This is a genomic window from Flavonifractor sp. (genome assembly GCF_019422385.1).
Classification (GTDB): domain Bacteria; phylum Bacillota; class Clostridia; order Oscillospirales; family Oscillospiraceae; genus Flavonifractor; species Flavonifractor avistercoris.
In genome coordinates, this window is the sequence record NZ_JAHZDL010000026.1 from 1 (window position 1) to 26,239 (window position 26,239).

A 26,239-nucleotide genomic window follows, 5' to 3' on the forward strand; every position below is an offset into this window, starting at 1 on the left:
TCACCGCCATCTGCGGCGGCAAGGGCGGCGGCAAGCCGGACAGCGCCATGGGCGGTGGATCTGACGTGCTCAAGCTGGACGACGCTCTGGCCAAGGTGGACGACCTGGTCGCCGAAAAGCTGGGGCTCTGAGCCGCCCCAGGCGCGGAACGACGCAGATGACGCCCTTCCAAGCGTTTTGGCCCCGGTACCGGGGCCAAAACCTTGATGCCGGGGCGGTTTCCCGCCCCGGCAGATAAGATCCGGCGGCAAGCCCCGTCCCGGGAACCCAGGGCGAGCCCAGCGAAGCGGGTCGCCTTGGGAGAGGCGCCGCAAGGGAGCGGGTGAGGGATGGCCGCCAGGCCGGCCCGAGCGAAGCGGACTTTGCGGCGACGAGGGCGGCGGCCCTGATGTCCTGAAGCTGGACGACGCCCCGGCCGGCGCATCGATTTTCTGCGGAAAATCTCTGCCGCTGCGCGGCAGGATATGCGCCTTCCAGGGGGAACCAGTTCCCCCTGGATACGCGCCTTCGGCGCGATACCCCCTCCGCTCTCCGAGGGGATTTGAAACGCACTTTCCCTATAACCACTTCATTTCAAAAGGAGACTACCCTATGCTTCCCAAGGACCCCGTGATTCTGCTCAGTGTCATCAACACCAAACTACGGGATTTTTATCCCAGCCTGGACGCCCTGTGTGACGATCTCCAGGTGGACGCCGGGGAGATCACCCAGTCCCTCTCCGCCATCGACTGTTCCTACAGCCGGGAGCGGAACCAGTTCGTCAGAACCTGACCGCAGCCCCCGTCCGGACATGAGCCTCCGGACGGGGGCTCGCTTTTTCTTGCCCTTCCGGCCGATTTGGTGTAAAATAACCCGTGAAAGGAGGCTGATTCCATGAGCGATTGTCTGTTCTGCAAGATCGCGGCGGGGGAAATCCCGTCCAAGAAGGTGTATGAGGACGAACAGGTGTACGCCTTCTATGACATCGATCCCCAGGCTCCCACACACTTCCTGGTGATCCCCAAGGCACACATCGGCTCCTGCGGGGAGATCTCCCCGGAGAACTCCGCCGTGGTGGCCCACGCCTTTGAGGTGATCTCCCAGGTCACCAAGGAGCTGGGCATCACTGACTTCCGGGTGGTGTCCAACTGCGGGGAGCAGGCGGGCCAGTCCGTCCACCATCTGCACTTCCATGTGCTGGCGGGCCGGGACATGACCTGGCCTCCCGGCTGAGACATGAAAAAGCACATCCTGTTCCAGGGCCTGGCCGGGCTGGCAGCGTGGGGCTGCCTGTCCGGCCTGGCCTTGGTGCGCTTTTGGGCTGTTCTGTACGGGCACCTCCCCGGGGAACTGATTCTGGCCGCCGCTGTGGTGCTCTCCGGCGTGGCAGTGCTGGCCGTGTGGAAGCTGGGACTGGTGCCTCGTCTGCTCCTCCCCTTCGGCCCCACCCGGAAAACCGCCCTGGCCGGTGGGGCCGCCTTTGCGCTGGGGGCCCTGCTGGACACCAGCTACAGCATGTTTGACGCCGACGGCATGCTCATCGGCACCGCCCCCTTTCGGCTCCTCTGTGCCCTGGGCAGCGGCCTGATGCTGGCCGCCATTGTTCTGACCCTGTGCACCGCCCTCCGGCAATTCGGGCCGCTGAACCTGTCCTGCGGCAGAACTATTCTGGTGCTGGTGCTTGTGGTGAACATCCTCACCGCCCTGTACAGCGCGGGCAGCGCCACCATTTACTACTGGGACAGCGCCATCTACTGGAACTCCAGCATCCTGCTGGCTGGACAGCCTCTGGGCCTGGCCCAGCTCCGCCTGGTGGCAGAGAGTGTGATTACTTCGGAGTACAACTATCTGCTCTCCTGGCCTATTTCGCTGATCATGCGCTTCCTGGGCACCGGGCGATATATCTACAACTTCGCCGTTGCCAACCTGTATGTTCTCCCTGCCCTGGCGGGCATGCTGGCCCTGGGACGGCGGGTGCGCCGCGGCGGCGCCCTGCTGGCCTGCGCTACCCCCATGCTGCTCTACACCGCTCTCACCGGCTTTGTGGATGTGGCGGCGGCCGGGGCGGGCATCTGGGCCTTTGTGCTCTACACCGACGAACGCCGCCCCCAGGGGGCCCGGGGTATCCTCACCGGCGCACTGCTCACCCTGGTGTTCCTGCTGCGGCGGTACTTTTTCTTTTTCACCGTGTCCTTCGGCCTGGCGGCCCTGCTCGCCCTGGCGGTGCGGCGGAAGCAATGGAAGTCCTTCATCGCCCTGTGTGCCTCCGGCGCGGTGTGCGCCCTCTTCTTCGGCCAGAGCTTCCTGGTGGACCAGGTGCTGGGTAACAACTACCTGGACACCTACTCCGCCTACGACCAGGGCCGCTGGGTGGACGCGGTGATGCTGTGCCGCTATTTCGGCTGGATTGTCCTGGTGCTGGCCCTGGCTGCCCTCGTTTGGTCTCTGCTCCGGCGGCGCAAAGCCCGGTATTTCTCCCTGCTCGCCCTGGTGCAGCCAGTGCTCTGCCTGCTCTTGTTCACCCGGGTACAGTCCCACGGGCAGCAGCATCTGCTGCTCTATCTGCCCGCTCTGTGCGCCGCACTGGCCCTGGGACTGGAAGCCCTGCCCCGGATTCCTCTGTCCGAGATCGGGGCCTGGGCCCTGTCCCTGTGTGTACTGGGCAGCTCCTTTCTTCCCCGGGAGCAGCCCTCCAGCCCCCAGGAAATCACCAGTCTGGCCGCTCTGCCCACTTTCACCTATATACCGCCTCAGCGGGAGGATATCGCCCAGCTGGTGGCCCTGCGGGTGTATGTGGACAACCTCTCTGCGGAGAAGCCAAAGACAGCGGCCGTCGTCGCCTCCTCCTTTCTCTTCAACTCCAGTATCTACGACGCGGTTCTCCGCTCGGTGGGCATTCCGGAGGCGAAGAGTCCTACCACCTCCATCGTCCCCTTTGCCACGGTGGACAAGCGGGACGGCTTTTCGTGGAATGCCCTCACCGCCGACTACCTGATCGTGGCCGACCCCATCCAGTACCATCTGGGGGCGGACAACCAGCACCTGGTCACCGTGCTGGCCAAACCGGTGCTGGAGGGCACCGGCATCGGCACCGCCTATGAGCGGCTGGACGTGTCCTTCCACCTCCAAGACGGGGTGACGGTGTATATCTACCGGCGCACCCGGGACATCACGGCGGAGGAGTACCGGGCCATCTCCGACGAGCTCACCGCCCTCTACCCGGAGTACGCGGAACAGTACCGCTCGCCGGTATAACCCAGGTAAATCAACAGCGCGGATGGACGTCACCCCATCCGCGCTGTTTCCTATGTCTCGCCCAGCCAGTCCAGCAGCTCGTAGACCCGATCCCGGGTCAGCTCCTCCGCCGCCACGTCCTCCGCTACGGCCTGGGGATAGCCCTCGTGGGGGCCGGCCCCGGCCTGGGTCACCTGCTCCTCCTTCCAGGCTGCCCAAGCCTCCTGCTCCGCTGTCAGGGGCTCCAGCTCCGCCGGATCCAGCCGCTGCTCCAGGCAGCCCCACAGGTCGTCGAGTGCCCCGCCCCATAGCTCAGCCAGACTGTCGGCCCATTCCTCCTGCTCCGCCTGGGTAAGCGTCCCGCCGGTAAGCTCTGTTTTTATCGAGGCGCTACTGTCCTCCATCCACTCCAGACTGTCCCGGATACTCTCCAGCCGGTCGTAGCTGGAGAAGCCCTGCTGGTGCACCGCATTGTTCAGGGCGTAGAAGGGCAGCTCGTCCCTGGTGTTTTCGCTGTAGCCCACCCAGCTCCGGAACTCCTGCGGCAGCTGGCCCAGGGGCGCGCCGGGCAGATAGATCAGGATGTCCTCCGCATCCTCCAGACCGTAGGGGTCGGTATAATAGTAGTGGGTGCCGTCGATGACCTCCTCGGTGCCCGCCTCCTTCTCGTAGGCGATCTCGTCGATGCGCACCGAGTAGGTGTAGTCGTTCACCCGCACCGGCTGGGTGAACTGCCCGGTGAAGTCGCAGCGATGCTGGATACCCCAGATCCCATCTTCGCCGCTTCCCCCCATGTCGCTGTCGCTGTACGTGCCGGAGAAGTCCCCGTACCCGTCGATGTGCAGGACGGTGCGCCACCCTCCAGCACCGCTGGCAAAGTAGAACTCCAGATCCTTGAGCTGGGAAAAGAGGGGGTCTGCTCCGGTCTGGGCGGCGGCCGGGTCATCGGTCGGCTCCTGCACCGGATCTCCCCGGAAGCCCGCAAGGCGGGCCTCGCTGTACAGGCCATAGAAGGGCAGCTCCCCCTCCGCGCCATCGGCAGACCCCATCACCCAGTCGAGGAACCCCTCCGGCAGCTCCGCCGTGGGCGCGCCGGGCAGGTAAATCAGCAACTCCTCCGTGTCCTCCAGGCCCCGGGGCTCTGTGAAATAGTAATGGACGCCGTCGGCATATTCGTCCGTGCCCGGCTCCCGCTGGTACTCGATGTGTTCAATGCCCACGGAGTAGGTGTAGTCGTTCACCCGCACGGGCTGGGCAAGCTGGCCGGAAAATTCGCAGCATTCACACACAGCCTGGGTTCCGCTTTCGCTCTCCTCCCATTCTGAATCGCTGAAGGAGCCCGAAAAGCTCCCGTCCGGCTGGATGGTCAGCACCGTGCCCCAGCCGCTCGCGCCGCTGGCATGGACAAACCGGCACGCCTGGAGATCTGCGAAGGTGAAGTCCGCCTCCGCCGTCTCCAAGGGAGTCGGGGACTGGGGAGGGGCGGCGGACTCCCCGCAGGCGGAGAGGGAGAGGGCCAGGGCGGCCGCCAGGGTCAGGGCTGTCAATTTCTTTCTGTTCACGAACTGCACCTCCATGGAGGCCGCATCTGCCGCGGCCCTTTTAAGAAGAGGATAGCATTTCGATTTACATAATTCTTCTATTCCTGTTGACAATCCGGTTACAGTCCGGTTACGGCCGCCCCGCCACCGCCTCGATCCCCAGGGCCCGCAGCTCCGGCCCGGTCAGCGCCGGGAAGGGGCGCACCGGGGCCGGGTTTGGAACGTGGGGGGCCAGCAGCTTCTCCATCCACGCCATGTGGTACCACCGGCCGAATTTATAGCCGCACTTGTGGAACTCCCCCACCATGCGGTAGCCCATGTGGGCGTGGAACTCCACGCTGTTGTCGGTGAGATGCTCGTCCGCCTCCCCCGCCGGGCGGCCGATGCAGGCCTCCAGGTTGGTGAGGTTCTGGGCCCGGGCGATCCCCTCGATGGCCTCATACAGGGCGCGGCCCAGCCCCAGCCCCCTGCTGTCCATCCGCAGGTAGATGGAGGTCTCCGCCGCCCACTGGTAGGCGGCCCGGCCCACGAAGGGGCTGAGATAGGCGTAGCCCAGCAGCTCGCCGCCCCGCTCCGCCGTCAGGTAGGGGTATCTTTGCAGGGTGCGGGCGATCCGCCTCTGGAACTCCTCCAGGGTGGGCACGTCGTACTCGAAGGTGATGGCGGTCTGCTCCACATAGGGGGTATAGATGTCCAGCAGCTGCGCCGCGTCCTCCGGCGCGGCCGCACGGATGCGGATGTTCTCGTCTCTCATGGCGGTTTTCCTCCCAGTTTGCTTTTTCCCATACGCGCCAGAGGCGCGCCCTCTGCCGGCGGGCGCGCCTCTGCTATCCCTCCAGGGTGAACAGCTCCTCCACCGGAACCTCCAGCAGGCGGGCCAGCTTCATCCCCAGGGCCAGGGTGGGGTCGTACTTGTCGTTTTCGATGGCGTTGATGGTCTGCCGGGTCACCCCCAGCAGCTTGGCCACGTCCTCCTGCCGCAGGCCCCTGGCCTTGCGCAGCTCTTTGACCCGGTTCTTCATACGCCCAGCGCCAGCAGCACGCCGAAGAGCACCAGGGCGGCGGTGAGGATGATCCAGATCACCACCTCCCGCTTCACCCGGTCATCCCCCACCCGGGCCCGGCCGAGCCACTGGGCCAGGCAGAAGATCACCACCTGGGTTCCCAACAGGAAGGCGGGCAGGTTGGTGTCCCCGCCCTGGATCAGCTCCCACACCTCCCAGAGAAACAGGGCCAGCACCAGGAACACCCAAGCCGCCCGGCAGGCGCGCAGGGTGATCTGCTGCTCCATCTCGTCCATCTTTTGGAATCCGAAGTTTTTCATGGCGTGCACCTCCTAAATGTCAAAGGCTTTTTACATTTAGGAGGATACACCCATACGCCCAAAATGTCAAGAACTTTTGACTTTTTATTTGTCCACGCAGGGGATCTCCGTCTTGTCCACCTCGTCCAGGTTGTTTAAGTAGTGCCTGGTCTCTTTCGCGATCACGCCGGAGAGTAGCAGCACGGCGATCAGGTTGGGGATAGCCATGAGGGCGTTGAGGATGTCGGCGATGGTCCACACCAGATCCAGGGCCAGCACCGGGCCCACCACCACAACCGCCACGAAGATCAGCTTGTAGGGCAGCAGGGACTTCTTCCCCCACAGGTACTGGGCGCACCGCTCGCCGTAGTAGGACCAGCCCAGGATGGTGGACCAGGCGAAGGTGATGATGCCCACCACCAGGATGATGGGGCCCAGCACGGGGATCTGGGAGAAGGCCAGGGTGGTAAGCTGGCCGCCGTCGGTAACGCTGTCCATGTTGATGCTGGGGTTCTTCATGATGGTGGTCACCAGCACCAGGCCGGTCATGAGGCACACCACCACCGTGTCCCAGAAGGTGCCGGTGGAGGACACCAGGGCCTGCCGCACCGGGTTGCGGGTCTGGGCGGCGGAGGCCACCAGGGGGGCGGAACCCATGCCCGACTCGTTGGAGAACAGGCCCCGGGCCACGCCGAAGCGCAGGGCGATGAGCAGACCCTGGCCCACCAGGCCGCCGGCCACCGCGCCGGGGGTGAAGGCCAGGCGGAGAATGGCCCCGATGGCGGGCAGGAGCGTGTCAAAATTGATGCCCAGGATGATGATGCAGCCCAGCACGTAGAAGATGGCCATGAAGGGCACCAGCTTCTCGCACACGCTGGCGATGGACTGGATGCCGCCGATGATGACGACGGCGGTGAGGATGCCGCCCACGATGCCGATGGCGATGGGCGGGATGTGGAAGGGCACGTTGTTCTCAATGACCTCGGCGATGGCGTTGATCTGGGTGCCGCAGCCGATGCCGAAGGAGGCGATGGTGGCCAGCAGGGCAAAGGCCACCCCCAGCCATTTCAGGTTCAGCCCCCGCTCCAGGGCGTACATGGCGCCGCCCTGCATTTTGCCGTCCCTGGTGCGCACCCGGTACTTGACGGCGATGAGGGACTCGGCGTACTTGGTGGCGATGCCGAACACGCCGGCGATCCAGCACCAGAACACCGCGCCGGGGCCGCCCAGGAAGATGGCGGTGCCCACGCCGATGATGTTGCCCGTGCCGATGGTGGAGGCCAGGGCGGTGGTCAGGGCCTGGAACTGGCTCACGTCGCCGGGGGAATCCGGGTCCTTGGTGACGGACAGGCGGATGCCGGTGAACAGCTTGCGCTGAATGAAGCCGGTGCGCACCGTCATAAACAGGTGGGTGCCCAGCAGCAGGACGATCATGGGAATGCCCCAGATAAAGTCGTCCAGCCAGTTGATAAATGTGATAATCGCGTCCATTCTCTCTCCCCTTCTCTCAAAAAATGATCTCCTCTATCCAAACAGCCGCAGCAGCCCCGGGCCGCCGGCGGTTTGTAACCAGTTTGTTCTTGACTTTCTCCCCTCTCTATCCTATCATGAAGGCAGAAAGGGCCGTACCGGCCGGAAAGGAGTCCGTCATGAATATCTCGTTCCCCGCGGAATGTCTGAAGGGCAGGCTCAATGCGGAGCTGCCGCCTCCAAACGACATGACCCGCGATGAGCGCTCCTGCCGCAAGCAGGCCCGGGAGGCCGAGTGGAAATTCCGGGTCTCCAAGGGCTATGTAAAGGACACCTTCTGGAGCCACCTGTGGTTCCGCATGACCCACAGATATTGAGCCATGACCCACGCCGCGGGCCTCTGCCCGCGGCGTTTTGCTGTGCTTTTGCACGGCAGGGCTTTGGGAGGCGCCGCTGCGTCTGCCTCTGCCCGCGGCGTGCCAATGGCGCAGAAGCTCTATGCCCGGACGGTCTGCACCGTCAGGCTCCAGTTGCCCAGCTCATCCAGAATGGGGATCAGCCGCCGGCAGGGCTCGGTAATCTCGTACTCCACCCGTACCGGCACCTCCAGATACTCCCGCCGCTTGACCAGCCCGTCCCCCTCCAGCTCCCGCAGGGCATTGGCCAGCACCGTGTTGGACACCCCGTCCAGGGTCTTTTTCAGCTGATTGTAGCGGGTGGGGCCGTTGTTGTAGAGGGAACAGAGTATCTGCATCTTCCATTTGCCGCCGATGAGGCCCATGGCCCGGTTCAGGGGGCAGGTATCCATACAGGGGCAGTTGTCGTGTTCCATGGCCATCAGGTCAGTTCCTCCTTACCTGGTATGAAATTTCTGCGTCCTTGTCAATTTCCGGTGCAGGTGATATTATAATACCAGGTTCAGAAAGAGAAGGAAAGACTTTTTTAGGAGGAATCATGTTATGCCGCCATATCTCCAGGGCCTGGGCATCGGTCTGGCCTACGTCGCACCCATCGGGATGCAGAACCTGTTCGTCATCAACTCCGCCCTGACCCAGCCCCGGCGGAAGGCCCTGCTCACCGCACTGATCGTCATCTTCTTCGACATCAGCCTGGCCCTGGCCTGCTTCTTCGGCATCGGCGCGCTGATGAGCCGGTTTGCCTGGCTCCAGATGGTCATTCTGCTGGTGGGCGGCGGCATCGTCATCTGGATCGGCATCGGCCTGCTGCGGGATCACCCAACCATGGACAACAGCGTGGATGTAAACATCCCCCTGCCCAAGATCGCCGCCAAGGCCTTCGTGGTCACCTGGTGCAACCCCCAGGCCCTCATCGACGGCACCATGCTCTTCGGCGGCTTCCACGCGGGAAACCCCGGCGCGGTGAGCACCCAGCTGATCCTGGGCTCCTCCTCCGCCTCCTTCCTGTGGTTCTTCGGCATCACGGTGCTGATCTCCTGCTTCTCCGCCAAGTTCAACGACAAGATCCTCCGGGTCATCAACATCGTCTGCGGCGTCATCATCATCTTCTACGGTGCCAAGCTGCTGTTCCAGTTCTTCCAGATGATCCTGTAAGCTCCGCTTTGGTTGGGGAGCTATATGCGAGGGGCGGCCTCCGGTTTCGGAGGCCGCCCCTCGTTGGGCGTGGTCGTATGTTACTGGGCCGTCACCAGATTGACCAGCACCTGGGCCATCTGGTTCAGGGCGGCGGCGGGGATGTACTCGTGGACGCCGTGGAAGTTGACACCGCCGGTGCACAGGTTGGGACAGGGCAGGCCCATATAGCTCAGCCGGGCACCGTCGGTACCGCCCCGGATGGGCACCTCCACCGGGGTGATCCCGGCCGCCTCCATGGCCGCCCGGGCCCGGAGGATCAGGTACATGTGGGGCTCAATCTGCTCCTTCATGTTGTAGTAGGAGTCCTTCACCACCACCTCCACCGTGCCGGCGCCGTACTTCTGGTTGAGGAAGGCGGCAGCCTGGGCCAGGAACTGCTTGCGGGCCTCGAATTTGGCCCGGTCGTGGTCGCGGATGAGGTAGTGCAGCTCCGCCTCGCTCTCGTTGCCCTTCATATCGTGGAGGTGGTAGAAGCCCTCATACCCCTCGGTGTGGGCCGGGGTCTCGGCGGGGGGCAGCAGCCCGGCGTACTCCAGGGCAATGAGCAGGGCGTTCTTCATCTTGTTCTTGGCCGAGCCTGGGTGGATGTTCACGCCGCGGACAACCACCCCGGCGTTGGCGGCGTTGAAGTTCTCATACTCGATCTCCCCCAGCTCGCCGCCGTCCACGGTGTAGGCCACCGCCGCGCCGAAGCCCTCCACGTCGAAGTGGTCGGCCCCCTGGCCCACCTCCTCGTCGGGGGTGAAGCACACGGCGATGCGGCCGTGGGGCACCTCCGGGTGCTCGGCCAGGTAGGCCATGGCGGTCATGATCTCCGCCACGCCGGCCTTGTCGTCCGCCCCCAGCAGGGTGGTGCCGTCGGTGACGATCAGCTCCTGCCCCTGATACTTCGCCAGGCTCTCAAATTCGGCGGCCCGCATGACGATGCCCTTCTCCTCGTTGAGGACGATGTCGCCCCCCTCGTAGCGGATAATGCGGGGGTTCACCCCGGCTCCCGGCGCGTCCGGGGAGGTGTCCATGTGGGCGATGAGTCCCACGCAGGGGATGCCCTCGCTTCCGGGGGTGGCGGGCAGCCAGGCGTATACATAGCCATGCTCGTCCATATGGGCCTTGTGGAGCCCCAGCTGGCCCAGCTCGTCGGCCAGCGCCTGGCCCAGCACCTTCTGCTTCTCGGTGGAGGGGGAGGTCTCGCTGTGCTCGTCGGACTGGGTGTCATAGGTCACATAGCGGAGAAAACGGTCAATGGCGTCCATAGCGCTCTTCCTTTCTCTTGACGGGGACGGCGTCTTGGGTTAGACTGTACCCAGAATCGGATAGCTTATTTTATCACAAAGGGAGCCCTATTTCCATGGTTACGACAGAAGAATTTCACTTTCCCTCCAGCGACGGGGTACATACCGTCGCCGCCGTCCGCTGGCTGCCTGCGGAGCGGCCCCGGGCGGTGGTGCAGCTGGTGCACGGCATCTCGGAGCATATGGGCCGCTACGCCCCCTTCGCCCGGTTCCTGGCGGAGCACGGCTTCGCCGTGGTGGGCCACGACCACCTGGGCCACGGCCGCACCGCCGCCGGCCCGGAGGAGTACGGCTGGTTCGGGGAGAAGGACGGCTGGAGGCACGTGGTGAAGGACGTGCGCGCCCTGCGGGAGCAGGCGGGGGCGGAGTACCCCGGCGTGCCCTATTTCCTCATGGGCCACTCCATGGGCTCCTTCGTGGTGCGGGGCTACCTCATGTTCTGGCCGGGCACCGTGGACGGGGCCATCCTCTCCGGCACCGGGCAGGAGCCGCCCCTCACCGTGGCGGCGGGGCGGGCCCTCTCCGCCCTGCTCATCCGCCTCAAGGGCTCCAAGGCCCGCAGCGGCCTGATGGACAGCCTCTCCGTGGGGCGGTACAACGGGCAGTTCAAGCCCGCCCGCACCTCGGCGGACTGGATCTCCCGGGACACCGCCGTGGTGGACGCCTACTGCGCCGACCCCCTGTGCCGCTTTCTCCCCACCGTGGGCATGTACCACGACATGATGGTGGGCCTTCAGCTGCTGGCTAAACCGGCCAACCTGCGGCGGATGGATCCGGACACGCCGGTGTACTTCTTCTCCGGCGACCGGGATCCGGTGGGGGCCAACGGCGCGGGGGTGAAGAAGGTGGCCGGCTGGTTCAAGGACGCGGGGGCACGGGATCTCACCGTGAAGCTCTACCCGGATGGCCGCCACGAGATGCTCAACGAGACCAACCGGCAGGAGGTCTGGGACGACGTGCTCTCCTGGCTGGAGAAGCATCTGTAGAGAAAACCAGCGGGCGCGGCAATGCCGCGCCCGTTCCGTTTTATCCGGGGAGGGGCGGCGGTCAACCCAGCCGTGCCTCCCATTCGCTCTCCTTGAAGCCCACCAGCACGAAGCCGTCCCCCACCAGGATGGGCCGCTTGACCAGCATGCCGTCGGTGGAGAGCAGGGCAAACTGCTCGTCCTCACTCATCTGGGGCAGCTTGTCCTTCAGGCCCAGGGCCTTGTACTGCAGGCCGCTGGTGTTGAAAAACCGCTTGAGGGGCAGGCCGCTGCGCTCATGCCACTGGCGCAGCTCCGCCTCGGTGGGGCGGTCGGTCTTGATGTCCCGCACGTCAAAGGCCAGGCCGCGGCCCTCCAGCCATGCCTTAGCCTTCTGGCAGGTGGTGCACTTGGGGTAGCAAACAAAGAGCATGAAAATCCCTCCTGTCTCATTTGCTCTATCCTACCACATGCCCGGGCCGCTGAAAAGCCTGTTTCGCCAGAAAACCGAAGAAATGCGGGAAAAGGGCCCCGGAACCGACGTTCCGGGGCACTCAGCGTCTCGAAAAAGTGGCTTCGCCACTTTTTCGAGAAAAGCTGCATGGCGGAATGGGCTCGATTTCTTGCGAAATTGTCACCCCTTCCGCCATGAGAAGTGTCATTTCCGACGCGCATGTCGCCGGAAATGACGGATTTTCATTTGATTCCTGCGGCTGCGGCCGCAGGAACTCTGCGAGGCGTTCCCTCACAGAAGTTTTTTTGACAGTCAGTGCCCCGGAACCGACGTTCCGGGGCACTGTCATACTCTTCAGTTCTCGGTCAGCACATCGGTCAGATCCACCGGCGTGGCGTCGCTCCAGAGGCGCTCCAGGTCGTAAAACTCCCGGGCCTCCTCATTGAAGATGTGAACCACCACAGAGGAGAAGTCCAGCAGGATCCAGGTGCCGCCCCGGTGGCCCTCCACATGGTGGGGGGGCTCCCCGGCGTCCTTGAGCATCTTCTCACAGACGTCGGCCAGGGCCTTGATCTGGGTGGTGGAGGTGGCGGTGCAGAGGACAAAGTAGTCCGCCAGGGTGGTCAGGTGCCCGGTCTCCAGGCACTTGATGTCCTGGCCCTTTTTGCTGTCCAGGGCCTTGACGGCGGCGATGGCGATCTCTTTGGGTGTCATTCGTGCGCTCCTTCCTATTCAATGGGCTCCATGCCCGGCCCGTACGCTCCGGGGTTGGGATCCGAGGCCGGGGTTGCGGCGGGCTCCGGAGTGGGGGCGGGGTCGGGGGCGGTGCTCTCCGCCGGGTTGTCCACCGGCACGTCACTGCTGGCAGGGCTCTCGACGGCCGGCGGGGTGGTCTCCACCGCCGGGGACGGCGTTCCGGCGCCGGGGGTGGGCGTCACCTCCGGGATGGGGGTCATGCCGGGGGTAGTATCCGGACTCTCCACCGGGCTCTCCGACGGGGTGGCGTCGGGGGTGGGGGTGGGTGTGGTCTGGGTGGTGGTTCCGGAGCCGGAGCTGCTGCTGGAACTGCCGGAGCTGCCCGAGCTGCTGGAACTGCCAATACTGGTCACCAGATCCAGATCACTGAGGGAAATGTCCTCCTCGTAGGGGTTGAAGCCGTCGTTGATAGCCTCCACCAGCTGGCTGCCGATGGGGAGCACATGGGCTCCGTCTCCGGCGTCCTTCCAGGGCATCGTCATGAAAGCCACATTGTCCATGTTCAGGTTGCCGATGGCGGACTTGGCGAAATAGGCCATATTGCCCACGCTGAGATCGGTGACCACATTCCGCTGGAAGATATCGATATATTCCAGCAGGTTGGGCAGCAGCACGGAGGGCTGGAGGCACTTCTCGATCACCGCGGTCATGAAGGCCTGCTGGGTCTCGATACGGCCCAGGTCGCCGTTGGCATAGCCGCTGTTGAGAATGTGTCCGCTGTCGTCGCTGTTGTGCCGCCAGCGGAGCAGGCCCATGGCGTCGTTGCCGTCCAGCAGCTGGTAGCCCTCCTGCAGGTCGATCTTGAAATCCTGGGACAGGTCGTTATAGTACATCCGCCGGGGGACATCGAAGTACACGCCTCCGATGGCATCCACCAGCTCGCCCACGGCCTCCCACTGGACGATCACATAGAAGTCGGGGGTGACGCCGGTGAGCTCCCCCACCTCCTCCTTCAGGGCCTCCATGCCGCTGTCGCCCGCTCCGGCCCGGTTGTAAACCGAGTTCAGAAGTACCCGCCGGCCGTTGTAGCGCACATAGGTGTCCCGGGGCAGGCTCATGACGTTGAGGGTCTGGTTGGGCACATCGTAGGCCACCAGCATCATGGTGTCGGTGTTGCCGCCGCCGAAGGTGTCCTGTCCCACCAGCAGGAAGGTGTAGAACTGCTCCTTCCGGTTGGCGGCCAGGCCGGGGATCTCCTCCTCCACCTCATTGCCCTCGTCGTCAAGATACGTGGTGACCCGGGGCGTGGGGGTGGGTGCGCTGACCTCCGGCGGGGCGCTGATGAAGTTGAAGATCACGAAGCCCGCCACAATGAGGGCGGCGATCACGGTGAGGACGATATAGAGGATGCGCAGCGCCTTCTGCTGCCTGGTGCGCTGGGGTCTGGGTTTTTTCTCCCGCTGGGGCTTCTCCGGCTTCTGGAGCCGGGAGCCGCCCCGGTGATCCTTTTTCTCTTCCGGGTTCATCAATCGACAGTTCCTTTCCTGTGGGTCTTGAGCCAATCCCTGGCCTTCACCGTATTGGGGTGTACCGGCAGGCCCCGCTCCGCCATCTCCTCTATGCTCATCTCACATCCGAGGCACACCGCCGCGTCCAGATCCTCATAGGCCAGCGCCCGCAGGCGCTCCACCCCCGGGAAGTCCCGGGTGGGCTCCATATAGTCGGCGATGTACAGGATCTTCTCCAGCAGACTCATGTCCGCCTTTCCGGTGGTGTGCCAGAAGATGGCGTCATAGATATCGTCGCTCACCCCATACACGTCCCGGGCCACACACGCGCCCGTCTTCGAGTGGAGGAGCTTTACCGCCTGCTGCTCCAAATCATCCAGTACGATACCATATTTTCTGCACAATTGCAACTGCTCTTCCATGTCCAGATACTTGGTGCAGTCGTGGAGGATGGCCGCCCGGCGGGCGTGCTCCTCATCGGCCCCCCAGCGACGGGCCAGGCGGGCCGCCTCCCCCTCCGTCCCCTGGACGTGGGCGATGCGCTTGGCCTTGATCATGGAGTAGGAGCAGGCCCGCAGCTCCCGGTCGGGCAGGTGCTTCAGATCCCAGTGGACACCGTACAGCCCGCGGCGGATGATGTAGCCGTACACCGCCGGGGGCAGGTACTGCTGCCCCTCCCCCTTTGCCAGCAGCTCCCGCAGCTGGGTGGAGGACACGTCCACGATCTGGGGCAGCTGGAGCACGCATGTCCTGGCTCCGAAAGTCTTTTGCAGGTACTCCGCCTGGATGGACAGGGCCTCCCCGCTGTCCGACTGGGTGCGGGCAAAGGTACACACCCCCGCCAGGCGGGTGATCACCTCCGGCTCCCGCCAGTACTGGAGGGTGAGGAACATGTCCGTGCCCATGAGCAGCCACAGCTCCGCCCCGGGGTACTGGGCGTGGAGCTGCTCCAGGGTGTCGGCGGTGTAGCTCTTGCCCGGGCGGGTGAACTCCATGTCGCTCACCCCCACCCGCTTGGGCATCAGCAGGCCGTCGGCGGCCAGCTCCACCATGGCCAGCCGCTCCTCCGGCGCCGGGGAGCCGGCGGGCAGGGCCTTGTGGGGCGGCGTTGCCGCCGGGACAAATTGCAGCGCGTCCAGCCCCAGGGCGTCCAGGGCCAGCCGGGCCGAGGTCAGGTGCCCCAGGTGGGGCGGGTTAAAGGTGCCGCCATAGATGCCAAGCTTCATGGTCTGCCCCTCCTGTTCGTTCATCCCTTGCGCTTCCTGTCCGATACCAGCACGATCTTGTCCTTTTTGTCCTTCTTATGGGTTGGACGATATAACACGAATTTTGTTCCAATGACCTGCACCACCTGGCTGCGGGTCTTCTCCGCCAGCTCCTCCGCCGCCTCCCGGCTGGTGAGCAGGCTGTTCTCCAGCACCTTGCCCTTGATCAGCTCCCGGGCCTCCAGGGCGTCGTCGGCCTGCTTGGCCAGGTTGTCCCCAATGCCGTCCTTGCCCACGTGGAGGATGGTGTCGATGCTGTTGGCCAGCCCACGAAGCTGGGCGCGCTGCTTGCTTGTCAGTTCTTCCATGGATCGTTCTCCTTTTGTTTCTGTCTCCGGCTGCGCGTACGCCCTGGCTTCCCCCTTTCAGGGGAAGACTGACAGATGGGGGTGACCTCCAGGATGGCTCCGGCCCCCCTCATCCGGCGCTGCGCGCCACCTTCCCCCCTGTGGGTGGAAGGCCGTTATTTCTTCAGGTATGTCTCCAGCTTCTCCCGGAAGGCCTTCAGGGCGTTCCCCCTGTGGGAGATGGCGTTTTTCTCTTCCGGCGAGAGCTCCGCGAAGGTCTTTTTCAGGCCGGGGACGAAGAAGATGGGGTCGTAGCCGAAGCCGTCCGCCCCCTTGGGGGCGTAGGCCAGGGTGCCGGCACACTCCCCTCTGGCCTCCACCCTGTCCCCGTTGGGGAAGCAGCAGCAGATGGCGGAGACGAACTTGCACCGTCGGTCCAGCTGGCCCCGCATGTTCTCCAGCAGGAGCTGATACCGGCCCGCGTCGTCCAGCCCCGGCCCGCCGTAGCGGGCGGAGTACACGCCGGGGGCGCCGTTGAGGGCGTCCACACACAGGCCGGAGTCGTCCGCGATGGCGGGCAGGCCGCTGGCCTCCATCACCGCGTGGGCCTTGAGGTAGGCGTTCTCCTCAAAGGTGGCGCCGGTCTCCTCCACGTCCACGTCGACCCCCGCCTCGGACTCCAGCACCACCTCCACCCCCAGCTGGGAGAGGATGTCCTTCATCTCTACCAGCTTATGGGCGTTCTTGCTGGCCAATACCAATTTCATGCCGCTCAACCTCCCAGCACCTGTCTCTGGATAGCCTGGAGCTCCTTGATGCCCTTGGCGCAGAGATCCACCAGGGCCCGCTGCTCGTCCACGGTGAAGGGCCGGCCCTCGCCGGTGCCCTGGAGCTCCACCAGGTTCCCCTCCCCGGTCATGACGCAGTTGAGATCCACCTGGGCGTGGGAGTCCTCCTCGTAGCACAGATCCAGCATGGGCTCCTCCCCCACGATGCCGGCGGACACCGCCGCCACGCAGGTGGTCAGGGGCATCTCGGGCAGCACGCCGTCCGCCACCAGCTTGTGCAGGGCATAGCTCAGGGCCACAAAGCCGCCGGTGACCGAGGCGGTGCGGGTGCCGCCGTCCCCCTGGAGCACGTCGCAGTCCACGGTGATGGTGCGCTCGCCCAGCTTCTTCATGTCCACGCAGGCCCGCAGGGAGCGGCCGATGAGCCGCTGGATCTCCGCGGAGCGGGGGGAGAGCTTCAATTTGGAGATGTCCCGCTTGCTGCGCTCCCGGTTGGCCCGGGGCAGCATGGAGTACTCGGCGGTAACCCAGCCCTCCCCCTCGGGGACGTGGGGCGGGGTGCGCTCCTCCACGCTGGCGCAGCACAGCACATGGGTATTGCCGCAGCGGATCAGGCAGGAGCCCTCCGCAAATTTGTTGATGTTGGGGATGATCTCCACGGGCCGCAGCTGATCCGCCGCCCGGCCGTCGATTCTTGCCATGGTTACCTCCATTTCAAATCGCCGCAGGCGATTTACGTTTTAATCTGTCCGGAGCAGGACATGTGCCTGCGCAGGACACCGATACTTGCTCCGCCACCGGCGGGCAACCACCCGCGCGGGCGCGGGTGAGGGGGGTATCAAAACCATTGTGCCGCCATAGGCGGCGCGGCGGTTTTGTATCTAGGGTCGAACCTGCCGGGGGCAGGTTCGATAGAAATCAGGCGTTAGCCACCTTGATTTCAGAAGACGACGTCCCCCCTAGACAAGTGCCTCCACAAAGGCCTCGGCCTCGAAGGGCATGAGATCGTCGATGCCCTCCCCCACGCCGATGTACTTCACCGGCACCTGGAGCTCCTGGGCGATGGCGATGACGATGCCGCCCTTGGCGGAGCCGTCCAGCTTGGTGAGCACGATGCCGGTGATGCCGGCGGCCTCCTTGAACTGCTTGGCCTGGATCAGGCCGTTCTGGCCGGTGGTGGCGTCCAGCACCAGCAGGGTCTCCCGGTCGCAGCCGGGCAGCTCCCGGTCCACCACCCGGGAGATCTTGTTCAGCTCGTTCATCAGGTTCTGCTTGTTGTGCAGCCGCCCGGCGGTGTCGATGAGCACCACGTCGGTGTTCCGGGCCCTGGCGGCGGTGAGGGCGTCAAACACCACGGCGGCGGGGTCGGCCCCCTCGTGCTGGCGCACCAGCTCCACGCCGGAGCGCTGGCTCCAGATCTCCAGCTGGTCGGCGGCGGCGGCCCGGAAGGTATCCCCGGCGGCCATCAGCACCCGCCTGCCCTCCCCCTTCATCCGGGCGGCCAGCTTGCCGATGGTGGTGGTCTTGCCCACGCCGTTCACCCCGATGAACAGGGCCACCGACGGCGTGGTGGTCAGGCGGAGGGAGGGGTCGCCCACCTGGAGCATCTCGGTGAGCACCCGCCGCAGGCAGGCCCGGGCGGAGTCCATGTCCTTGATCTTCTCCGCCTTCACCCGCTTCCGCAGCTCCTCCACCGCCTTCAGGGTGGTGTCCACCCCCATGTCCCCCAGGATCAGGGTCTCCTCCAGCTCGTCGTAGAAGTCGTCGTCCAGCTCCCCGGCGAACAGCTGGTCAAAGGAGTGGCCGATGTTCTCCTTGGTGCGGGTCAGCCCCGCCTTGATCTTTTCAAAAAAGCCCATGTGGTTCCGGTTCCTTTCGTCGTGCAAACATAGTATTCATCCTCCGCCCACCGGGCGGGGTTGTTGTTGAGATAGCTCCAGTGGTTCAGGAAGTCGTTGTCGTCCCGGATGATGTGGTCGTGGTAGGATGTCTGCCAGAGAGGGCGGCCCTGTGTCCCGTTCCATTGGTTCCACCGTCTGGTCGTCAATGATTTGAATACCCGCATCACATCCACAATTCCGAAATCTTTCCCATCTGTAGGGCGGGGGCTTGCCCCCGCCGCCCTCAGGGAGAGAAGAAGGTTCATGTGGTTGGGCATGATGACGGATGCCTCTATCCGTACTCTGGGAAACCCTTTGGACAGATTCTCCAACTCCTCCGCCGCAATCCGGCCTGCCGTAAAGAGGCGGACTTCAGCGGGGGCAAGCCCCCGCCCTACGATCTCACTTAAGATGGGGGCACGGTTCCTGGTGCAGATGGTCAGAAAATACACGCCGGTCCGGCTGTAATCGTAGTCACGCAGGCGGGGGTGCTTCCGTTTTGGCTGCGTCATCTCTATTTGATATGCAGCTCCTTCTCCACGTCGTTCAGATTGATGGTCAGCAGGCGGCTGATCCCCTGCTCCTTCGTCGGCGCAAAGTCCGCTTTACTCGGGACTCCCGCAGGCGGGAATCCCTCGCCCGCTCCCTTGCGCCTCCTATCCCCACCCGACCCGCTCCGCTGGGCTCGGGCGGGGGCCCCATGCAGGAGCCGGGAACATGTTACTTGATGTGCAGTTCCTTCTCCACGTCATTCAGATTGATGGTCAGCAGGCGGCTGATCCCCTGCTCCTGCATGGTGACGCCGTAGAGCACGTCCGCCTCCTCCATGGTACCCCGGCGATGGGTGATGACAATGAACTGGGTCTTGTCCGCCATCTGGCGCATGTAGTGGGCGAAGCGCACCACGTTGGCGTCGTCCAGGGCGGCCTCGATCTCGTCCATGACGCAGAAGGGGGTGGGGCGCACCTTGAGGATGGCGAAGTAGAGGGCGATGGCCACGAAGGCCTTCTCGCCGCCGGAGAGCAGGGAGAGCACCTTGAGGGCCTTGCCCGGCGGCTGCACCCGGATCTCGATGCCGCAGCCCAGGATGTCGTCGGGATCCTCCAGCTCCAGGGCGGCCCGGCCGCCGCCGAACAGCTCCACAAAGGTCTGCTGGAAGGCGTCGTTGAGGATGGCAAACTGGGTGGAGAAGATGTTCTTCATCTCGGCGGTGATGTCGGCGATGATGCCCTCCAGCTCCTTCTTGGAGGTGAGCACGTCGTCCCGCTGGTCGGTGAGGTAGGTGTACCGCTCGTTGACCCGCTGGAACTCGTCGATGGCGTCCAGGTTGATGTTGCCCAGGCCGGAGATGGCCTTTTTCAGCTCCCCCACCCGGCGCTGAGCCTTGGGGACGCTCTCCAGCTCCACCCGCTGGGCCTTTGCCGCCTCGTGGGACAGCTCGTAGGTCTCCCACAGCTTGTCCAGCAGGCCCTTCTCCTCCAGGGCGGCGGCGGCCTTCCTCTGTTCTAAGACGGAGACCTCCCGCTCCAGGTTTAAGAGCTCCCCATTTTTGTCCCGGGCGGCTTTGTCCGCCTGGTTGCGCTGGGCCTCCAGGGCCAGCTTCTCGCTGTTGATGCGGGAGATGGCCTCCTGCTGCGCCTGGTTCTCCCGCCGGATGGTCTGAAGCTGCTGCTCCTTCTCCAGAATCTCCCCCTCCAGGGCGGCGTTTTTCTCCTGGAACTCAGAGAGCATCTTCTCCCGCTGGGCCTTGTCGCCGGTGAGATCCTGCCGCAGGGCCTCCAGCTCTGAGAGGGTTCCCTGGGATGCCTGCTTCTCCGCCTCCAGGGCGGCCAGGCGCAGGTTCAGCTCCGCGATGGCGCTGCCGATGGCCTGGGCCTGCTCCTGCACCCCGGCCCGGCCCTGCTCCTTGCCCTCGGCCTCGGCCCGCAGGGCGGCGGCGGAGCCCTCCAGGGCCTCGATGCGGGCTCGGGCGGCCTGGGTGTCCGCCTCGGTCTGGGCGGCCCGGGCCTGGAGGGTCTCCAGCTCGGAGCGCTGCTCCCCCTGCCGGCGCCCGGCGTCGGCCAGCTGGGCGGCGTAGTGGGCCAGCCGCTCCTCCAGCTTGAGAATCTCGTCCTCGTGCTGGCGCTGCTGGGCCTGGGCGGTCTCCACCTCATACTGGGCGGCAGCGGCCTCCCGCCTGGACTCCTCCATGGCCTGGGCGGCCTGGGTCAGCTGGCCGGTGAGGGAGGCCCGCTGCCGGCCCAGCCGCTCCAGCTCGTTGGCCCGGCTGAGGATGCCCGCGCTGCGGGACACCGAGCCGCCGGTCATGGAGCCGCCGGGGTTGAGCACCTGGCCGTCCAGGGTGACGATCTTGAACCGGTGGCCGTACTTGCGAGCCATGGCGATGGCCGCGTCCATGTCCTCGGCGATGACGGTGCGGCCCAGCAGGTTGGAGAAGATCTTCTGGTACCTGGGGTCGAACTGCACCAGCTCGTCCCCCAGGCCCACAAAGCCCGGCTCCCGCCGCACCCCCTGGTCCCGGAAGTCGCTGGGCCGGATGGTGCTCAGGGGCAGGAAGGTGCTCCGCCCCCCGTCCCGGCGCTTCAGATAGGAGATGGCGGCCTTGCCGTCCTCCTCGGTCTCCACCACGATGTGCTGCATGGCGCCGCCCAGGGCGGTCTCGATGGCCACGGTGCACCGGTCGGGCACGTGGATCAGCCCCGCCACCGGGCCGTGGATGCCCCGGAGCTGGCCCCGCTTGGCCTCCCCCATCACCAGTTTGACCGCTTTGGAGTAGCCCTCATACAGCTTTTCCATCTCGGAGAGCATGTGGATGCGGCTCTGGAGGGCATTCTCCTCCATCTGGAGCTTGACATGGCGCTCCTCCGCCTCCTTGGCCCGCTTCTGCCGGCCGTCCAGCCGCAGACGGTAGCCGTTGATCACGTTCTGGAGGGAGTCCCGGTCCTCCCTGGCCTGATCCAGGGCCCTGCGGGCCTCCCCCTCCTCCATTTTGAGGGCCTGGAGCCGCTCCTCCCCGGCGGAGAGCTCCTGCCGCACCGCCTCGTCCCGATCCAGCAGCTCCTGGGCGGCGGCGGCCAGGGCGGACAGCAGGGCCTTGGCCTCGGCCGCGGAGGCGGTCTCCACCGCCTCCTTCTGCCGCAGCTCCTCCAGCTCGGCGGCCAGGGTGCCGGCGGAGCGGGCGGCCTGGTCGGCCTCCGCCTGACGGGCGGCCAGCTGGGCCTGGAGCTTCTCCGCCTCCGCCGCCAGCTGGTCCAGCCGGGCCCGCCGCTCGGCGATCTGGGAGGCGATGGAGCCCGCCCGGCCCTCCTGCTGCTCCAGCTCCCGCCGGATGCGGTCCCGGTTCTCCAGGTTGTTCTGGATGTTGGTTTTCAGCACGGCGATGGCGTTCTCCAGGCCGTTGGCATCGGCCTGCCGCTGCATCATCTGGAAGTGGACGCCCTCGGCCTCCACGTCCTTGTCCCGCATCTGGGCGGCATACCCCTCGGCGGCGGCGTAGAGTTCCTCCACCGCCTGCTGGGCCTCCGCCTTCTGGCGGGCGGCGTTCTCGTAGTCCGCCGCGGTCTTGATGGCCCCGGCCCGGATCTTCTCCAGCTGCTCCAGCCACAGGGAGATCTCCAGCCCCCGCAGCTCGTCCCGCAGCAGCAGGAAGCGCCTGGCCTTCTCGCTCTGCTGGCGCAGGGGCTCCACCTGCAGCTCCAGCTCGTCGATCTTGTCGGTGATGCGCACCAGGTTCTCCTGGGTGCGCTCCAGCTTGCGCTCGGCCTCCTCCTTCCGGTGGCGGAAGCGGGAGATGCCGGCGGCCTCCTCAAAGACCTCCCGGCGGTCGGCGCTCTTGACGGACAATATCTCGTCGATGCGGCCCTGGCCAATGATGGAATATCCCTCCCGGCCCAGGCCGGTGTCCATGAACAGCTCATTGACGTCCTTGAGCCGGACGGAGCGGCGGTTGATGTAGTACTCACTCTCGCCGGAGCGGTAGTACCGCCGGGTGACCATCACCTCGCTCTCCTCCAGGGGGAACAGGTGGTCGGTGTTGTCCAGCACCAGAGACACCTCGGCAAAGCCCTGCTGCTTGCGCAGGGCGGTGCCGCCGAAGATCACATCCTCCATCTTGCCCCCCCGCAGGGCCTTGGTGGACTGCTCCCCCATGACCCAGCGGATGGCGTCGGAGATATTCGATTTTCCGCTGCCGTTGGGGCCCACGATGGCGGTGATGTCCTCGTCAAAGGACAGCACCGTCTTGTCCGGAAAGGACTTGAACCCCTGGATTTCCAACGCTCTCAGGTACAAAAGACCGCACCTCGCCATGTTATATTCTTGAATAAAATATTATACCAAGAAACAGGGGCCATTGCAAACCCTTTTCCGCGAAAAAGCGGGGCGCGTCATTGACGCGCCCCGCAACGCTCACCGGGCCTATACCGCCCCGCTTCCGCTCGCAAAAGAGGCGGAGCGGGAGCGGCGGTTATTTGGCCTTCAGCTTCTCCATCCCGGCCTTGGCGGCCATCTGCTCCGCACTCCCAAACCGCGCGGGCGGTTTGGGAGCCCTGTGTTTTCCATCTGCACGGGCGGAGTGAATCCGCCCGGCATCAAGATGTTCGCTCCGCGATCATGCTTGGCGCCGCTGTGCGGCGGCTCGCTCCCGCTCGCAAAAGAGGCGGAGCGGGAGCGGCGGTTATTTGGCCTTCAGCTTTTCCATCCCGGCCTTGGCGGCCATCTGCTCCGCCTCTTTTTTGCTGCGGCCCTTTCCCTGGCCGATGGGCTGGCCGTTGAGATCCACCTCCACCGAGAAGATCTTGGCGTGGTCTGGGCCCTCGGAGCCGATGAGCTGATAGCCCAGCACCTGGCCGCTCTCCCGCTGCACCAGCTCCTGCAGGGCGGTCTTATAGTCCCGGCTGGCGCTCTTCTCCTCCTCCTTGTCCAGGATGAAGCGCTGGATCAGCTTGCGGGCCGAGCCGATGCCCCCGTCCAGGTACACGGCGGCCAGCACCGCCTCCACCGCGTCGGCGGTGATGGAGGGACGGGTGCGGCCTCCGCCGGCCTCCTCGCCCTTCCCCAGCTTCAGATAGGCGCCCAGCTCCAGCACCTGGGCCACCTCCGCCAGGCTCTCCTCGCACACCAGGGCGGCCCGGGTGCGGGTCAGATCCCCCTCCGGCAGGTCGGGGTGGGTGCGGTACAGGTAGTCGGCCACCACCATGCCCAGCACCGAATCCCCCAGAAACTCCAGCCGCTCGTTGCTCTGCACCCCTTTGGCCCTGTTCTCATTGGCATAGGAGCTGTGGGTGAGGGCGTTTTCCAGCAGGGCCCGGTTGGCAAACCGATAACCCAACTTCTCTTCCAAGGCCTCCATGGCCGTTCCTTCCTTTCAAAGCGGGAGCCCCGCCGCCGGCGGGGCTCCCTTTCTCTCAGTTTCTTCGGTTCAGTCGTCCAGCTTGGACTTTAAGTAGCGAACCAGGTCGGCCACGGTGGCGATGCCGGACAGATCCTCATCCTCCATCTCCTCCAGGCCGAACTCCTCCTCCAGGGCCATGGTCAGCTCCACGATGTCCAGGGAATCGGCGTTCAGATCCTCAAAGGTGGTGTCCATGGTGATGCTGTCCACATCCACGCTGAACTGTTCAGCCAGCAAGGCGGCAAGCTTTTCGAAAATCATGTTCATCTACTCCTGTCGCTTCCGTCGTCCCGACGGCTTCATTGCACTATGATAATAGGCAAGAATGGCCCGCCTGTCAATAGGTTGGCTCAAATTTTTTCCACCTTGTCCGACGGCAGCTTCATGTGGTCGATATTTTCGGTGATATCGTCGATGATGCCGGAGGCGGCGAAGGTCTGGGCCTGGCGGATGGCGTTCTTGATGGCGAAGTCGTCGGAGGAGCCGTGGGCCTTGATCACCGGCCTGGAGATGCCCAGCAGGGCGGTGCCCCCCACCTCCCCGGCGTCCATGGACTTCTTGAGGCTCCGGATGCCGTCGGCCACCAGCACCGCCGCCAGCTTGGTGAAAATGTTCTTGGTGAACATGGCCTTGAGCTGTTTCGCCATATAGCCGCCGGTGCCCTCCATGGTCTTGAGGAAGATGTTGCCGGAGTAGCCGTCGGAGACGATCACGTCCACCTGGCCGTACACCGCCTCCCTGGCCTCCACGTTGCCCACAAAGTGGATGCGCCCGGCCTTGTCCGCCTCGGTGAGCAGGGCGTGGGTCTCCCGCTGGAGGTCGGTGCCCTTGGAGGGCTCCGCCCCGATGTTGAGCAGGCCCACCTTGGGCTCCGGCCGCTTGAGCACCCGCTCGGCGTAGTAGGAGCCCATGAAGGCGAACTGGAGCAGGTATTCCGGCGTGCCCTCGGCGGTGGCGCCGCAGTCGATGAGCACGGCCCCGCCGCCGCCGGTGGGCACCACCGGCGCCAGGGCCGCCCGGCGGATGCCCCGGATGCGCTTGACCATCAGGGTGGCCGCCGAGAGCAGGGCCCCCGTGCTGCCCGCGGACACGAAGGCGTCCCCGTCCCCGTTTTTCAGCAGGTTCAGGCCCACGGTGAGGGAAGAGTCCTTCTTCTCCCGGAAGGCGGTGGCCGGGTTGTCGCACATCTCCACCACCTCGGAGGCGTGGACAATCTCCAGCCCGGGAGGCAGATCGTCGATGCCGTCGTCCTTGAGCACCTTGAGGATGTCCTCCCCGCGGCCCACCAGGATGACCTCCACACCCAGCTCCCGCACGGCGGCCAAGGCCCCCCGCACGTTGGATACCGGCGCGTTGTCCCCGCCCATGGCGTCTACGATGATCTTCATTCCGTTCCCTCTTTTCTGTGTTTTCCTGCCTCTTCCGGCGTCAGGGGCCGCGGCTCGTCCGTCAGGCCCAGCAGATAGTCGGCGGATATATTGTAATGTTCGCACAATAGGGCCAATTTGGCAAGTGTAGTCGCCCCCCGGCCATTCTCCATCTCACCGATTTGGTTCGGCTTCACACCGAGAAATTCGGCCAGATCCTTTTGTGTTTCCTTGTCCCGGTTCCGCAGCTTTCTCAGTCGAAGGCCGAATAATTCGTTATGGTACATAGCGCCCCCTTGACAAGTCCAATAAAACCGTGTATATTAAAGTCACGGTTTTATTGGGGTGATGTGAATTGAACGACTACCTGGCTGAACTTCTGGACTATGAGATCGAAAACCACCACCTGGATTTCCGGGAGCTCCCCGGCCATCAGGAGCGGCTGGAGCGCATCTGCGCCTGCCACGAGCGGATCCAGCGCGCTTTTGGGCTGGGTTTTCTGGATCAGCTCAGCGAGTTGCAGGGGGAAGAGACTGCGGCGGAGCGCCTGGCCTGCTTCCGCCACGGGTTCCGCCTGGCCCTGCGCCTGGTGCTGGATCTGCCCCGGTGACGGCGGGCCGTAGGGCGGGGGCTTGCCCCCGCCGGGCGCACACACAGGTGCGCCCCTACGGCGGGCATGGGCGGTTTTCCGCAACGCCCCGTCCGCCCTTCCGTCGCAGGGCGCGGCATCCCTGACGCGCCGGGATCGCTTCCCGCCGGTTTTGCGGCGCGTCCAGGAGGCCGCGCCCTACATGTCCAGGGTATCCAGAACCTCCCGCCCGGCACTCAACCCGCCGGGCGCACACACAGGCGCGCCCCTACGGCGGGTATGGGCGTTTTTCCGCAACGCCCCGTCTACCCTTCCGTCGCAGGGCGCGGCATCTCTGACGCGCCGGGATCGCTTCCCGCCGGTTTTGCGGCGCGTCCAGGAGGCCGCGCCCTACATGTCCAGGGTATCCAGAACCTCCAGGGCTCGCCTGGACAGCTCCGCGTTTTTGTTCCGCTTGCCCTTGACCCTGTAGCCCAGGGGCGGGATCAGGCCGAAGTTGATGTTCATGGGCTGGAAGTCGCTCACGCTCCCGTTGCTGATATACAGCGCCAGGGCGCCGGTGGCGGTCTCCTGGGGGAAGTCCACGGGGGGCTTCCCCTCCAGCCGCCGGGCCAGC

General features: G+C 65.0%; 28 protein-coding genes and 1 pseudogene. 8 read left to right on the forward strand and 21 right to left on the reverse strand.

Going from position 1 to position 26,239, the window contains the following annotated elements; translation table 11 throughout:
* The first annotated feature begins 8 nt into the window (after positions 1 to 8).
* From QZ378_RS12965 to QZ378_RS05305, 4 genes are all read left to right on the forward strand, one after another.
* Positions 9 to 131: a DHHA1 domain-containing protein gene (locus tag QZ378_RS12965; protein WP_366935132.1), complete on the forward strand. Its 123-nt coding sequence runs from the start codon at positions 9 to 11 to the stop codon at positions 129 to 131.
* Positions 132 to 591: 460 nt separating this feature from the next.
* A complete protein-coding gene (locus tag QZ378_RS05295; protein WP_087236286.1) occupies positions 592 to 771 on the forward strand; it encodes a DUF4250 domain-containing protein in 180 nt (59 codons plus the stop codon).
* A gap of 102 nt (positions 772 to 873) precedes the next feature.
* Positions 874 to 1,212 carry a histidine triad nucleotide-binding protein gene (locus QZ378_RS05300; protein WP_291257552.1) on the forward strand — a complete coding sequence of 113 codons (339 nt, stop codon included), beginning with the start codon at positions 874 to 876 and terminating at the stop codon, positions 1,210 to 1,212.
* A 3-nt stretch (positions 1,213 to 1,215) separates the two neighbouring features.
* Complete coding sequence (locus QZ378_RS05305; RefSeq protein WP_291257553.1) at positions 1,216 to 3,234, forward strand: hypothetical protein; 2,019 nt, start codon at positions 1,216 to 1,218, stop codon at positions 3,232 to 3,234.
* Positions 3,235 to 3,284: 50 nt separating this feature from the next.
* On the opposite strand, the gene QZ378_RS05310 is transcribed toward QZ378_RS05305, so the two are convergent.
* From QZ378_RS05310 to QZ378_RS05330, 5 genes are all read right to left on the reverse strand, one after another.
* Positions 3,285 to 4,775, reverse strand: a complete 1,491-nt coding sequence (locus QZ378_RS05310) for a lysozyme inhibitor LprI family protein (RefSeq protein ID WP_291257554.1) — start codon at positions 4,773 to 4,775, stop codon at positions 3,285 to 3,287.
* Positions 4,776 to 4,884: 109 nt separating this feature from the next.
* The gene (locus tag QZ378_RS05315) at positions 4,885 to 5,508 is read right to left on the reverse strand and encodes a GNAT family N-acetyltransferase (protein ID WP_291257555.1); all 624 of its coding nucleotides are present in this window, start codon (positions 5,506 to 5,508) and stop codon (positions 4,885 to 4,887) included.
* A 73-nt stretch (positions 5,509 to 5,581) separates the two neighbouring features.
* Positions 5,582 to 5,776 carry a helix-turn-helix transcriptional regulator gene (locus QZ378_RS05320; RefSeq protein WP_291257556.1) on the reverse strand — a complete coding sequence of 65 codons (195 nt, stop codon included), beginning with the start codon at positions 5,774 to 5,776 and terminating at the stop codon, positions 5,582 to 5,584.
* On the reverse strand, positions 5,773 to 6,078 hold the full coding sequence (locus tag QZ378_RS05325) for a hypothetical protein (RefSeq protein WP_191379904.1): 306 nt from the start codon (positions 6,076 to 6,078) through the stop codon (positions 5,773 to 5,775). The genes QZ378_RS05320 and QZ378_RS05325 overlap by 4 nt, the downstream gene beginning before the upstream one ends.
* Before the next feature lie 84 nt (positions 6,079 to 6,162).
* Positions 6,163 to 7,548: a sodium:alanine symporter family protein gene (locus QZ378_RS05330; protein WP_291257557.1), complete on the reverse strand. Its 1,386-nt coding sequence runs from the start codon at positions 7,546 to 7,548 to the stop codon at positions 6,163 to 6,165.
* A 158-nt stretch (positions 7,549 to 7,706) separates the two neighbouring features.
* Between QZ378_RS05330 and QZ378_RS05335 the strand changes: the two genes are divergently transcribed.
* The gene (locus QZ378_RS05335) at positions 7,707 to 7,904 is read left to right on the forward strand and encodes a hypothetical protein (RefSeq protein ID WP_191379902.1); all 198 of its coding nucleotides are present in this window, start codon (positions 7,707 to 7,709) and stop codon (positions 7,902 to 7,904) included.
* Between the two features lie 119 nt (positions 7,905 to 8,023).
* Here the strand turns inward: QZ378_RS05335 and QZ378_RS05340 are convergent, their stop codons facing one another.
* A complete protein-coding gene (locus tag QZ378_RS05340) occupies positions 8,024 to 8,365 on the reverse strand; it encodes a helix-turn-helix domain-containing protein (RefSeq protein WP_191379901.1) in 342 nt (113 codons plus the stop codon).
* Between the two features lie 121 nt (positions 8,366 to 8,486).
* Here QZ378_RS05340 and QZ378_RS05345 point away from each other — a divergent pair, with 121 nt between their 5' ends.
* Positions 8,487 to 9,098, forward strand: a complete 612-nt coding sequence (locus QZ378_RS05345; protein ID WP_191379900.1) for a LysE family transporter — start codon at positions 8,487 to 8,489, stop codon at positions 9,096 to 9,098.
* A gap of 80 nt (positions 9,099 to 9,178) precedes the next feature.
* Here QZ378_RS05345 and pepT read toward each other — a convergent pair whose 3' ends face one another.
* On the reverse strand, positions 9,179 to 10,393 hold the full coding sequence (gene pepT / locus QZ378_RS05350) for a peptidase T (protein WP_291257558.1): 1,215 nt from the start codon (positions 10,391 to 10,393) through the stop codon (positions 9,179 to 9,181).
* A 95-nt stretch (positions 10,394 to 10,488) separates the two neighbouring features.
* Here pepT and QZ378_RS05355 point away from each other — a divergent pair, with 95 nt between their 5' ends.
* Entirely contained in the window at positions 10,489 to 11,418 is a 930-nt protein-coding gene (locus tag QZ378_RS05355) for an alpha/beta hydrolase (RefSeq protein ID WP_291257559.1), read from the forward strand.
* 61 nt (positions 11,419 to 11,479) lie between these two features.
* Here the strand turns inward: QZ378_RS05355 and QZ378_RS05360 are convergent, their stop codons facing one another.
* The 13 genes from QZ378_RS05360 to QZ378_RS05420 form a co-directional block, all read right to left on the reverse strand.
* Positions 11,480 to 11,830: an arsenate reductase family protein gene (locus tag QZ378_RS05360; protein WP_191379897.1), complete on the reverse strand. Its 351-nt coding sequence runs from the start codon at positions 11,828 to 11,830 to the stop codon at positions 11,480 to 11,482.
* 375 nt (positions 11,831 to 12,205) lie between these two features.
* Positions 12,206 to 12,565 carry a ribosome silencing factor gene (rsfS, locus tag QZ378_RS05365; RefSeq protein WP_191379896.1) on the reverse strand — a complete coding sequence of 120 codons (360 nt, stop codon included), beginning with the start codon at positions 12,563 to 12,565 and terminating at the stop codon, positions 12,206 to 12,208.
* Positions 12,566 to 12,579: 14 nt separating this feature from the next.
* Entirely contained in the window at positions 12,580 to 14,073 is a 1,494-nt protein-coding gene (locus tag QZ378_RS05370) for an LCP family protein (protein WP_291257560.1), read from the reverse strand.
* Positions 14,073 to 15,305 carry a nicotinate (nicotinamide) nucleotide adenylyltransferase gene (nadD, locus tag QZ378_RS05375; RefSeq protein ID WP_291257561.1) on the reverse strand — a complete coding sequence of 411 codons (1,233 nt, stop codon included), beginning with the start codon at positions 15,303 to 15,305 and terminating at the stop codon, positions 14,073 to 14,075. The genes QZ378_RS05370 and nadD overlap by 1 nt, the downstream gene beginning before the upstream one ends.
* Positions 15,302 to 15,628, reverse strand: coding sequence for a ribosome assembly RNA-binding protein YhbY (gene yhbY, locus QZ378_RS05380; RefSeq protein ID WP_291257562.1), 327 nt, complete (start codon positions 15,626 to 15,628; stop codon positions 15,302 to 15,304). The genes nadD and yhbY overlap by 4 nt, the downstream gene beginning before the upstream one ends.
* Before the next feature lie 155 nt (positions 15,629 to 15,783).
* Positions 15,784 to 16,374, reverse strand: coding sequence for an XTP/dITP diphosphatase (locus tag QZ378_RS05385; protein ID WP_291257563.1), 591 nt, complete (start codon positions 16,372 to 16,374; stop codon positions 15,784 to 15,786).
* Positions 16,375 to 16,379: 5 nt separating this feature from the next.
* Positions 16,380 to 17,096, reverse strand: coding sequence for a ribonuclease PH (gene rph, locus QZ378_RS05390; RefSeq protein WP_087236252.1), 717 nt, complete (start codon positions 17,094 to 17,096; stop codon positions 16,380 to 16,382).
* 258 nt (positions 17,097 to 17,354) lie between these two features.
* Positions 17,355 to 18,254, reverse strand: a complete 900-nt coding sequence (gene ftsY, locus QZ378_RS05395; protein WP_191385225.1) for a signal recognition particle-docking protein FtsY — start codon at positions 18,252 to 18,254, stop codon at positions 17,355 to 17,357.
* Positions 18,255 to 18,995: 741 nt separating this feature from the next.
* Positions 18,996 to 22,565 carry a chromosome segregation protein SMC gene (gene smc / locus QZ378_RS05400; RefSeq protein WP_291257564.1) on the reverse strand — a complete coding sequence of 1,190 codons (3,570 nt, stop codon included), beginning with the start codon at positions 22,563 to 22,565 and terminating at the stop codon, positions 18,996 to 18,998.
* Positions 22,566 to 22,950: 385 nt separating this feature from the next.
* Positions 22,951 to 23,625: a ribonuclease III gene (gene rnc / locus QZ378_RS05405; protein WP_087236039.1), complete on the reverse strand. Its 675-nt coding sequence runs from the start codon at positions 23,623 to 23,625 to the stop codon at positions 22,951 to 22,953.
* 69 nt (positions 23,626 to 23,694) lie between these two features.
* A complete protein-coding gene (gene acpP / locus QZ378_RS05410; RefSeq protein WP_087236036.1) occupies positions 23,695 to 23,928 on the reverse strand; it encodes an acyl carrier protein in 234 nt (77 codons plus the stop codon).
* An 89-nt stretch (positions 23,929 to 24,017) separates the two neighbouring features.
* Positions 24,018 to 25,055: a phosphate acyltransferase PlsX gene (gene plsX, locus QZ378_RS05415; RefSeq protein WP_087236034.1), complete on the reverse strand. Its 1,038-nt coding sequence runs from the start codon at positions 25,053 to 25,055 to the stop codon at positions 24,018 to 24,020.
* Entirely contained in the window at positions 25,052 to 25,321 is a 270-nt protein-coding gene (locus QZ378_RS05420; RefSeq protein WP_191379845.1) for a helix-turn-helix transcriptional regulator, read from the reverse strand. Before QZ378_RS05420 ends, plsX begins: the two co-directional genes overlap by 4 nt.
* Before the next feature lie 68 nt (positions 25,322 to 25,389).
* Between QZ378_RS05420 and QZ378_RS05425 the strand changes: the two genes are divergently transcribed.
* On the forward strand, positions 25,390 to 25,644 hold the full coding sequence (locus QZ378_RS05425; RefSeq protein ID WP_291257565.1) for a DUF6809 family protein: 255 nt from the start codon (positions 25,390 to 25,392) through the stop codon (positions 25,642 to 25,644).
* Positions 25,645 to 26,013: 369 nt separating this feature from the next.
* On the opposite strand, the pseudogene gid reads toward QZ378_RS05425, so the two are convergent.
* Positions 26,014 to 26,239: pseudogene (gene gid, locus QZ378_RS05430) on the reverse strand (methylenetetrahydrofolate--tRNA-(uracil(54)-C(5))-methyltransferase (FADH(2)-oxidizing) TrmFO); the annotation flags it as partial.

Bases quoted from the DNA above. Each gene is read 5' to 3' on its own strand.
- QZ378_RS05355 (WP_291257559.1), top strand. From the start codon at position 10,489: ATGGTTACGACAGAAGAATTTCACTTTCCCTCCAGCGACGGGGTACAT.
- QZ378_RS05320 (WP_291257556.1), bottom strand. From the start codon at position 5,776: ATGAAGAACCGGGTCAAAGAGCTGCGCAAGGCCAGGGGCCTGCGGCAG.
- QZ378_RS05370 (WP_291257560.1), bottom strand. From the start codon at position 14,073: ATGAACCCGGAAGAGAAAAAGGATCACCGGGGCGGCTCCCGGCTCCAG.
- QZ378_RS05385 (WP_291257563.1), bottom strand. From the start codon at position 16,374: ATGAAATTGGTATTGGCCAGCAAGAACGCCCATAAGCTGGTAGAGATG.
- QZ378_RS05360 (WP_191379897.1), bottom strand. From the start codon at position 11,830: ATGCTCTTTGTTTGCTACCCCAAGTGCACCACCTGCCAGAAGGCTAAG.
- QZ378_RS05325 (WP_191379904.1), bottom strand. From the start codon at position 6,078: ATGAAAAACTTCGGATTCCAAAAGATGGACGAGATGGAGCAGCAGATC.
- QZ378_RS05335 (WP_191379902.1), top strand. From the start codon at position 7,707: ATGAATATCTCGTTCCCCGCGGAATGTCTGAAGGGCAGGCTCAATGCG.
- QZ378_RS05330 (WP_291257557.1), bottom strand. From the start codon at position 7,548: ATGGACGCGATTATCACATTTATCAACTGGCTGGACGACTTTATCTGG.
- QZ378_RS05420 (WP_191379845.1), bottom strand. From the start codon at position 25,321: ATGTACCATAACGAATTATTCGGCCTTCGACTGAGAAAGCTGCGGAAC.
- QZ378_RS05345 (WP_191379900.1), top strand. From the start codon at position 8,487: ATGCCGCCATATCTCCAGGGCCTGGGCATCGGTCTGGCCTACGTCGCA.
- QZ378_RS05340 (WP_191379901.1), bottom strand. From the start codon at position 8,365: ATGGCCATGGAACACGACAACTGCCCCTGTATGGATACCTGCCCCCTG.
- plsX (WP_087236034.1), bottom strand. From the start codon at position 25,055: ATGAAGATCATCGTAGACGCCATGGGCGGGGACAACGCGCCGGTATCC.
- acpP (WP_087236036.1), bottom strand. From the start codon at position 23,928: ATGATTTTCGAAAAGCTTGCCGCCTTGCTGGCTGAACAGTTCAGCGTG.
- QZ378_RS05305 (WP_291257553.1), top strand. From the start codon at position 1,216: ATGAAAAAGCACATCCTGTTCCAGGGCCTGGCCGGGCTGGCAGCGTGG.
- rnc (WP_087236039.1), bottom strand. From the start codon at position 23,625: ATGGAGGCCTTGGAAGAGAAGTTGGGTTATCGGTTTGCCAACCGGGCC.
- rsfS (WP_191379896.1), bottom strand. From the start codon at position 12,565: ATGACACCCAAAGAGATCGCCATCGCCGCCGTCAAGGCCCTGGACAGC.
- rph (WP_087236252.1), bottom strand. From the start codon at position 17,096: ATGGCAAGAATCGACGGCCGGGCGGCGGATCAGCTGCGGCCCGTGGAG.
- yhbY (WP_291257562.1), bottom strand. From the start codon at position 15,628: ATGGAAGAACTGACAAGCAAGCAGCGCGCCCAGCTTCGTGGGCTGGCC.
- QZ378_RS05295 (WP_087236286.1), top strand. From the start codon at position 592: ATGCTTCCCAAGGACCCCGTGATTCTGCTCAGTGTCATCAACACCAAA.
- QZ378_RS05300 (WP_291257552.1), top strand. From the start codon at position 874: ATGAGCGATTGTCTGTTCTGCAAGATCGCGGCGGGGGAAATCCCGTCC.
- ftsY (WP_191385225.1), bottom strand. From the start codon at position 18,254: ATGGGCTTTTTTGAAAAGATCAAGGCGGGGCTGACCCGCACCAAGGAG.
- nadD (WP_291257561.1), bottom strand. From the start codon at position 15,305: ATGAACGAACAGGAGGGGCAGACCATGAAGCTTGGCATCTATGGCGGC.
- pepT (WP_291257558.1), bottom strand. From the start codon at position 10,393: ATGGACGCCATTGACCGTTTTCTCCGCTATGTGACCTATGACACCCAG.
- QZ378_RS05315 (WP_291257555.1), bottom strand. From the start codon at position 5,508: ATGAGAGACGAGAACATCCGCATCCGTGCGGCCGCGCCGGAGGACGCG.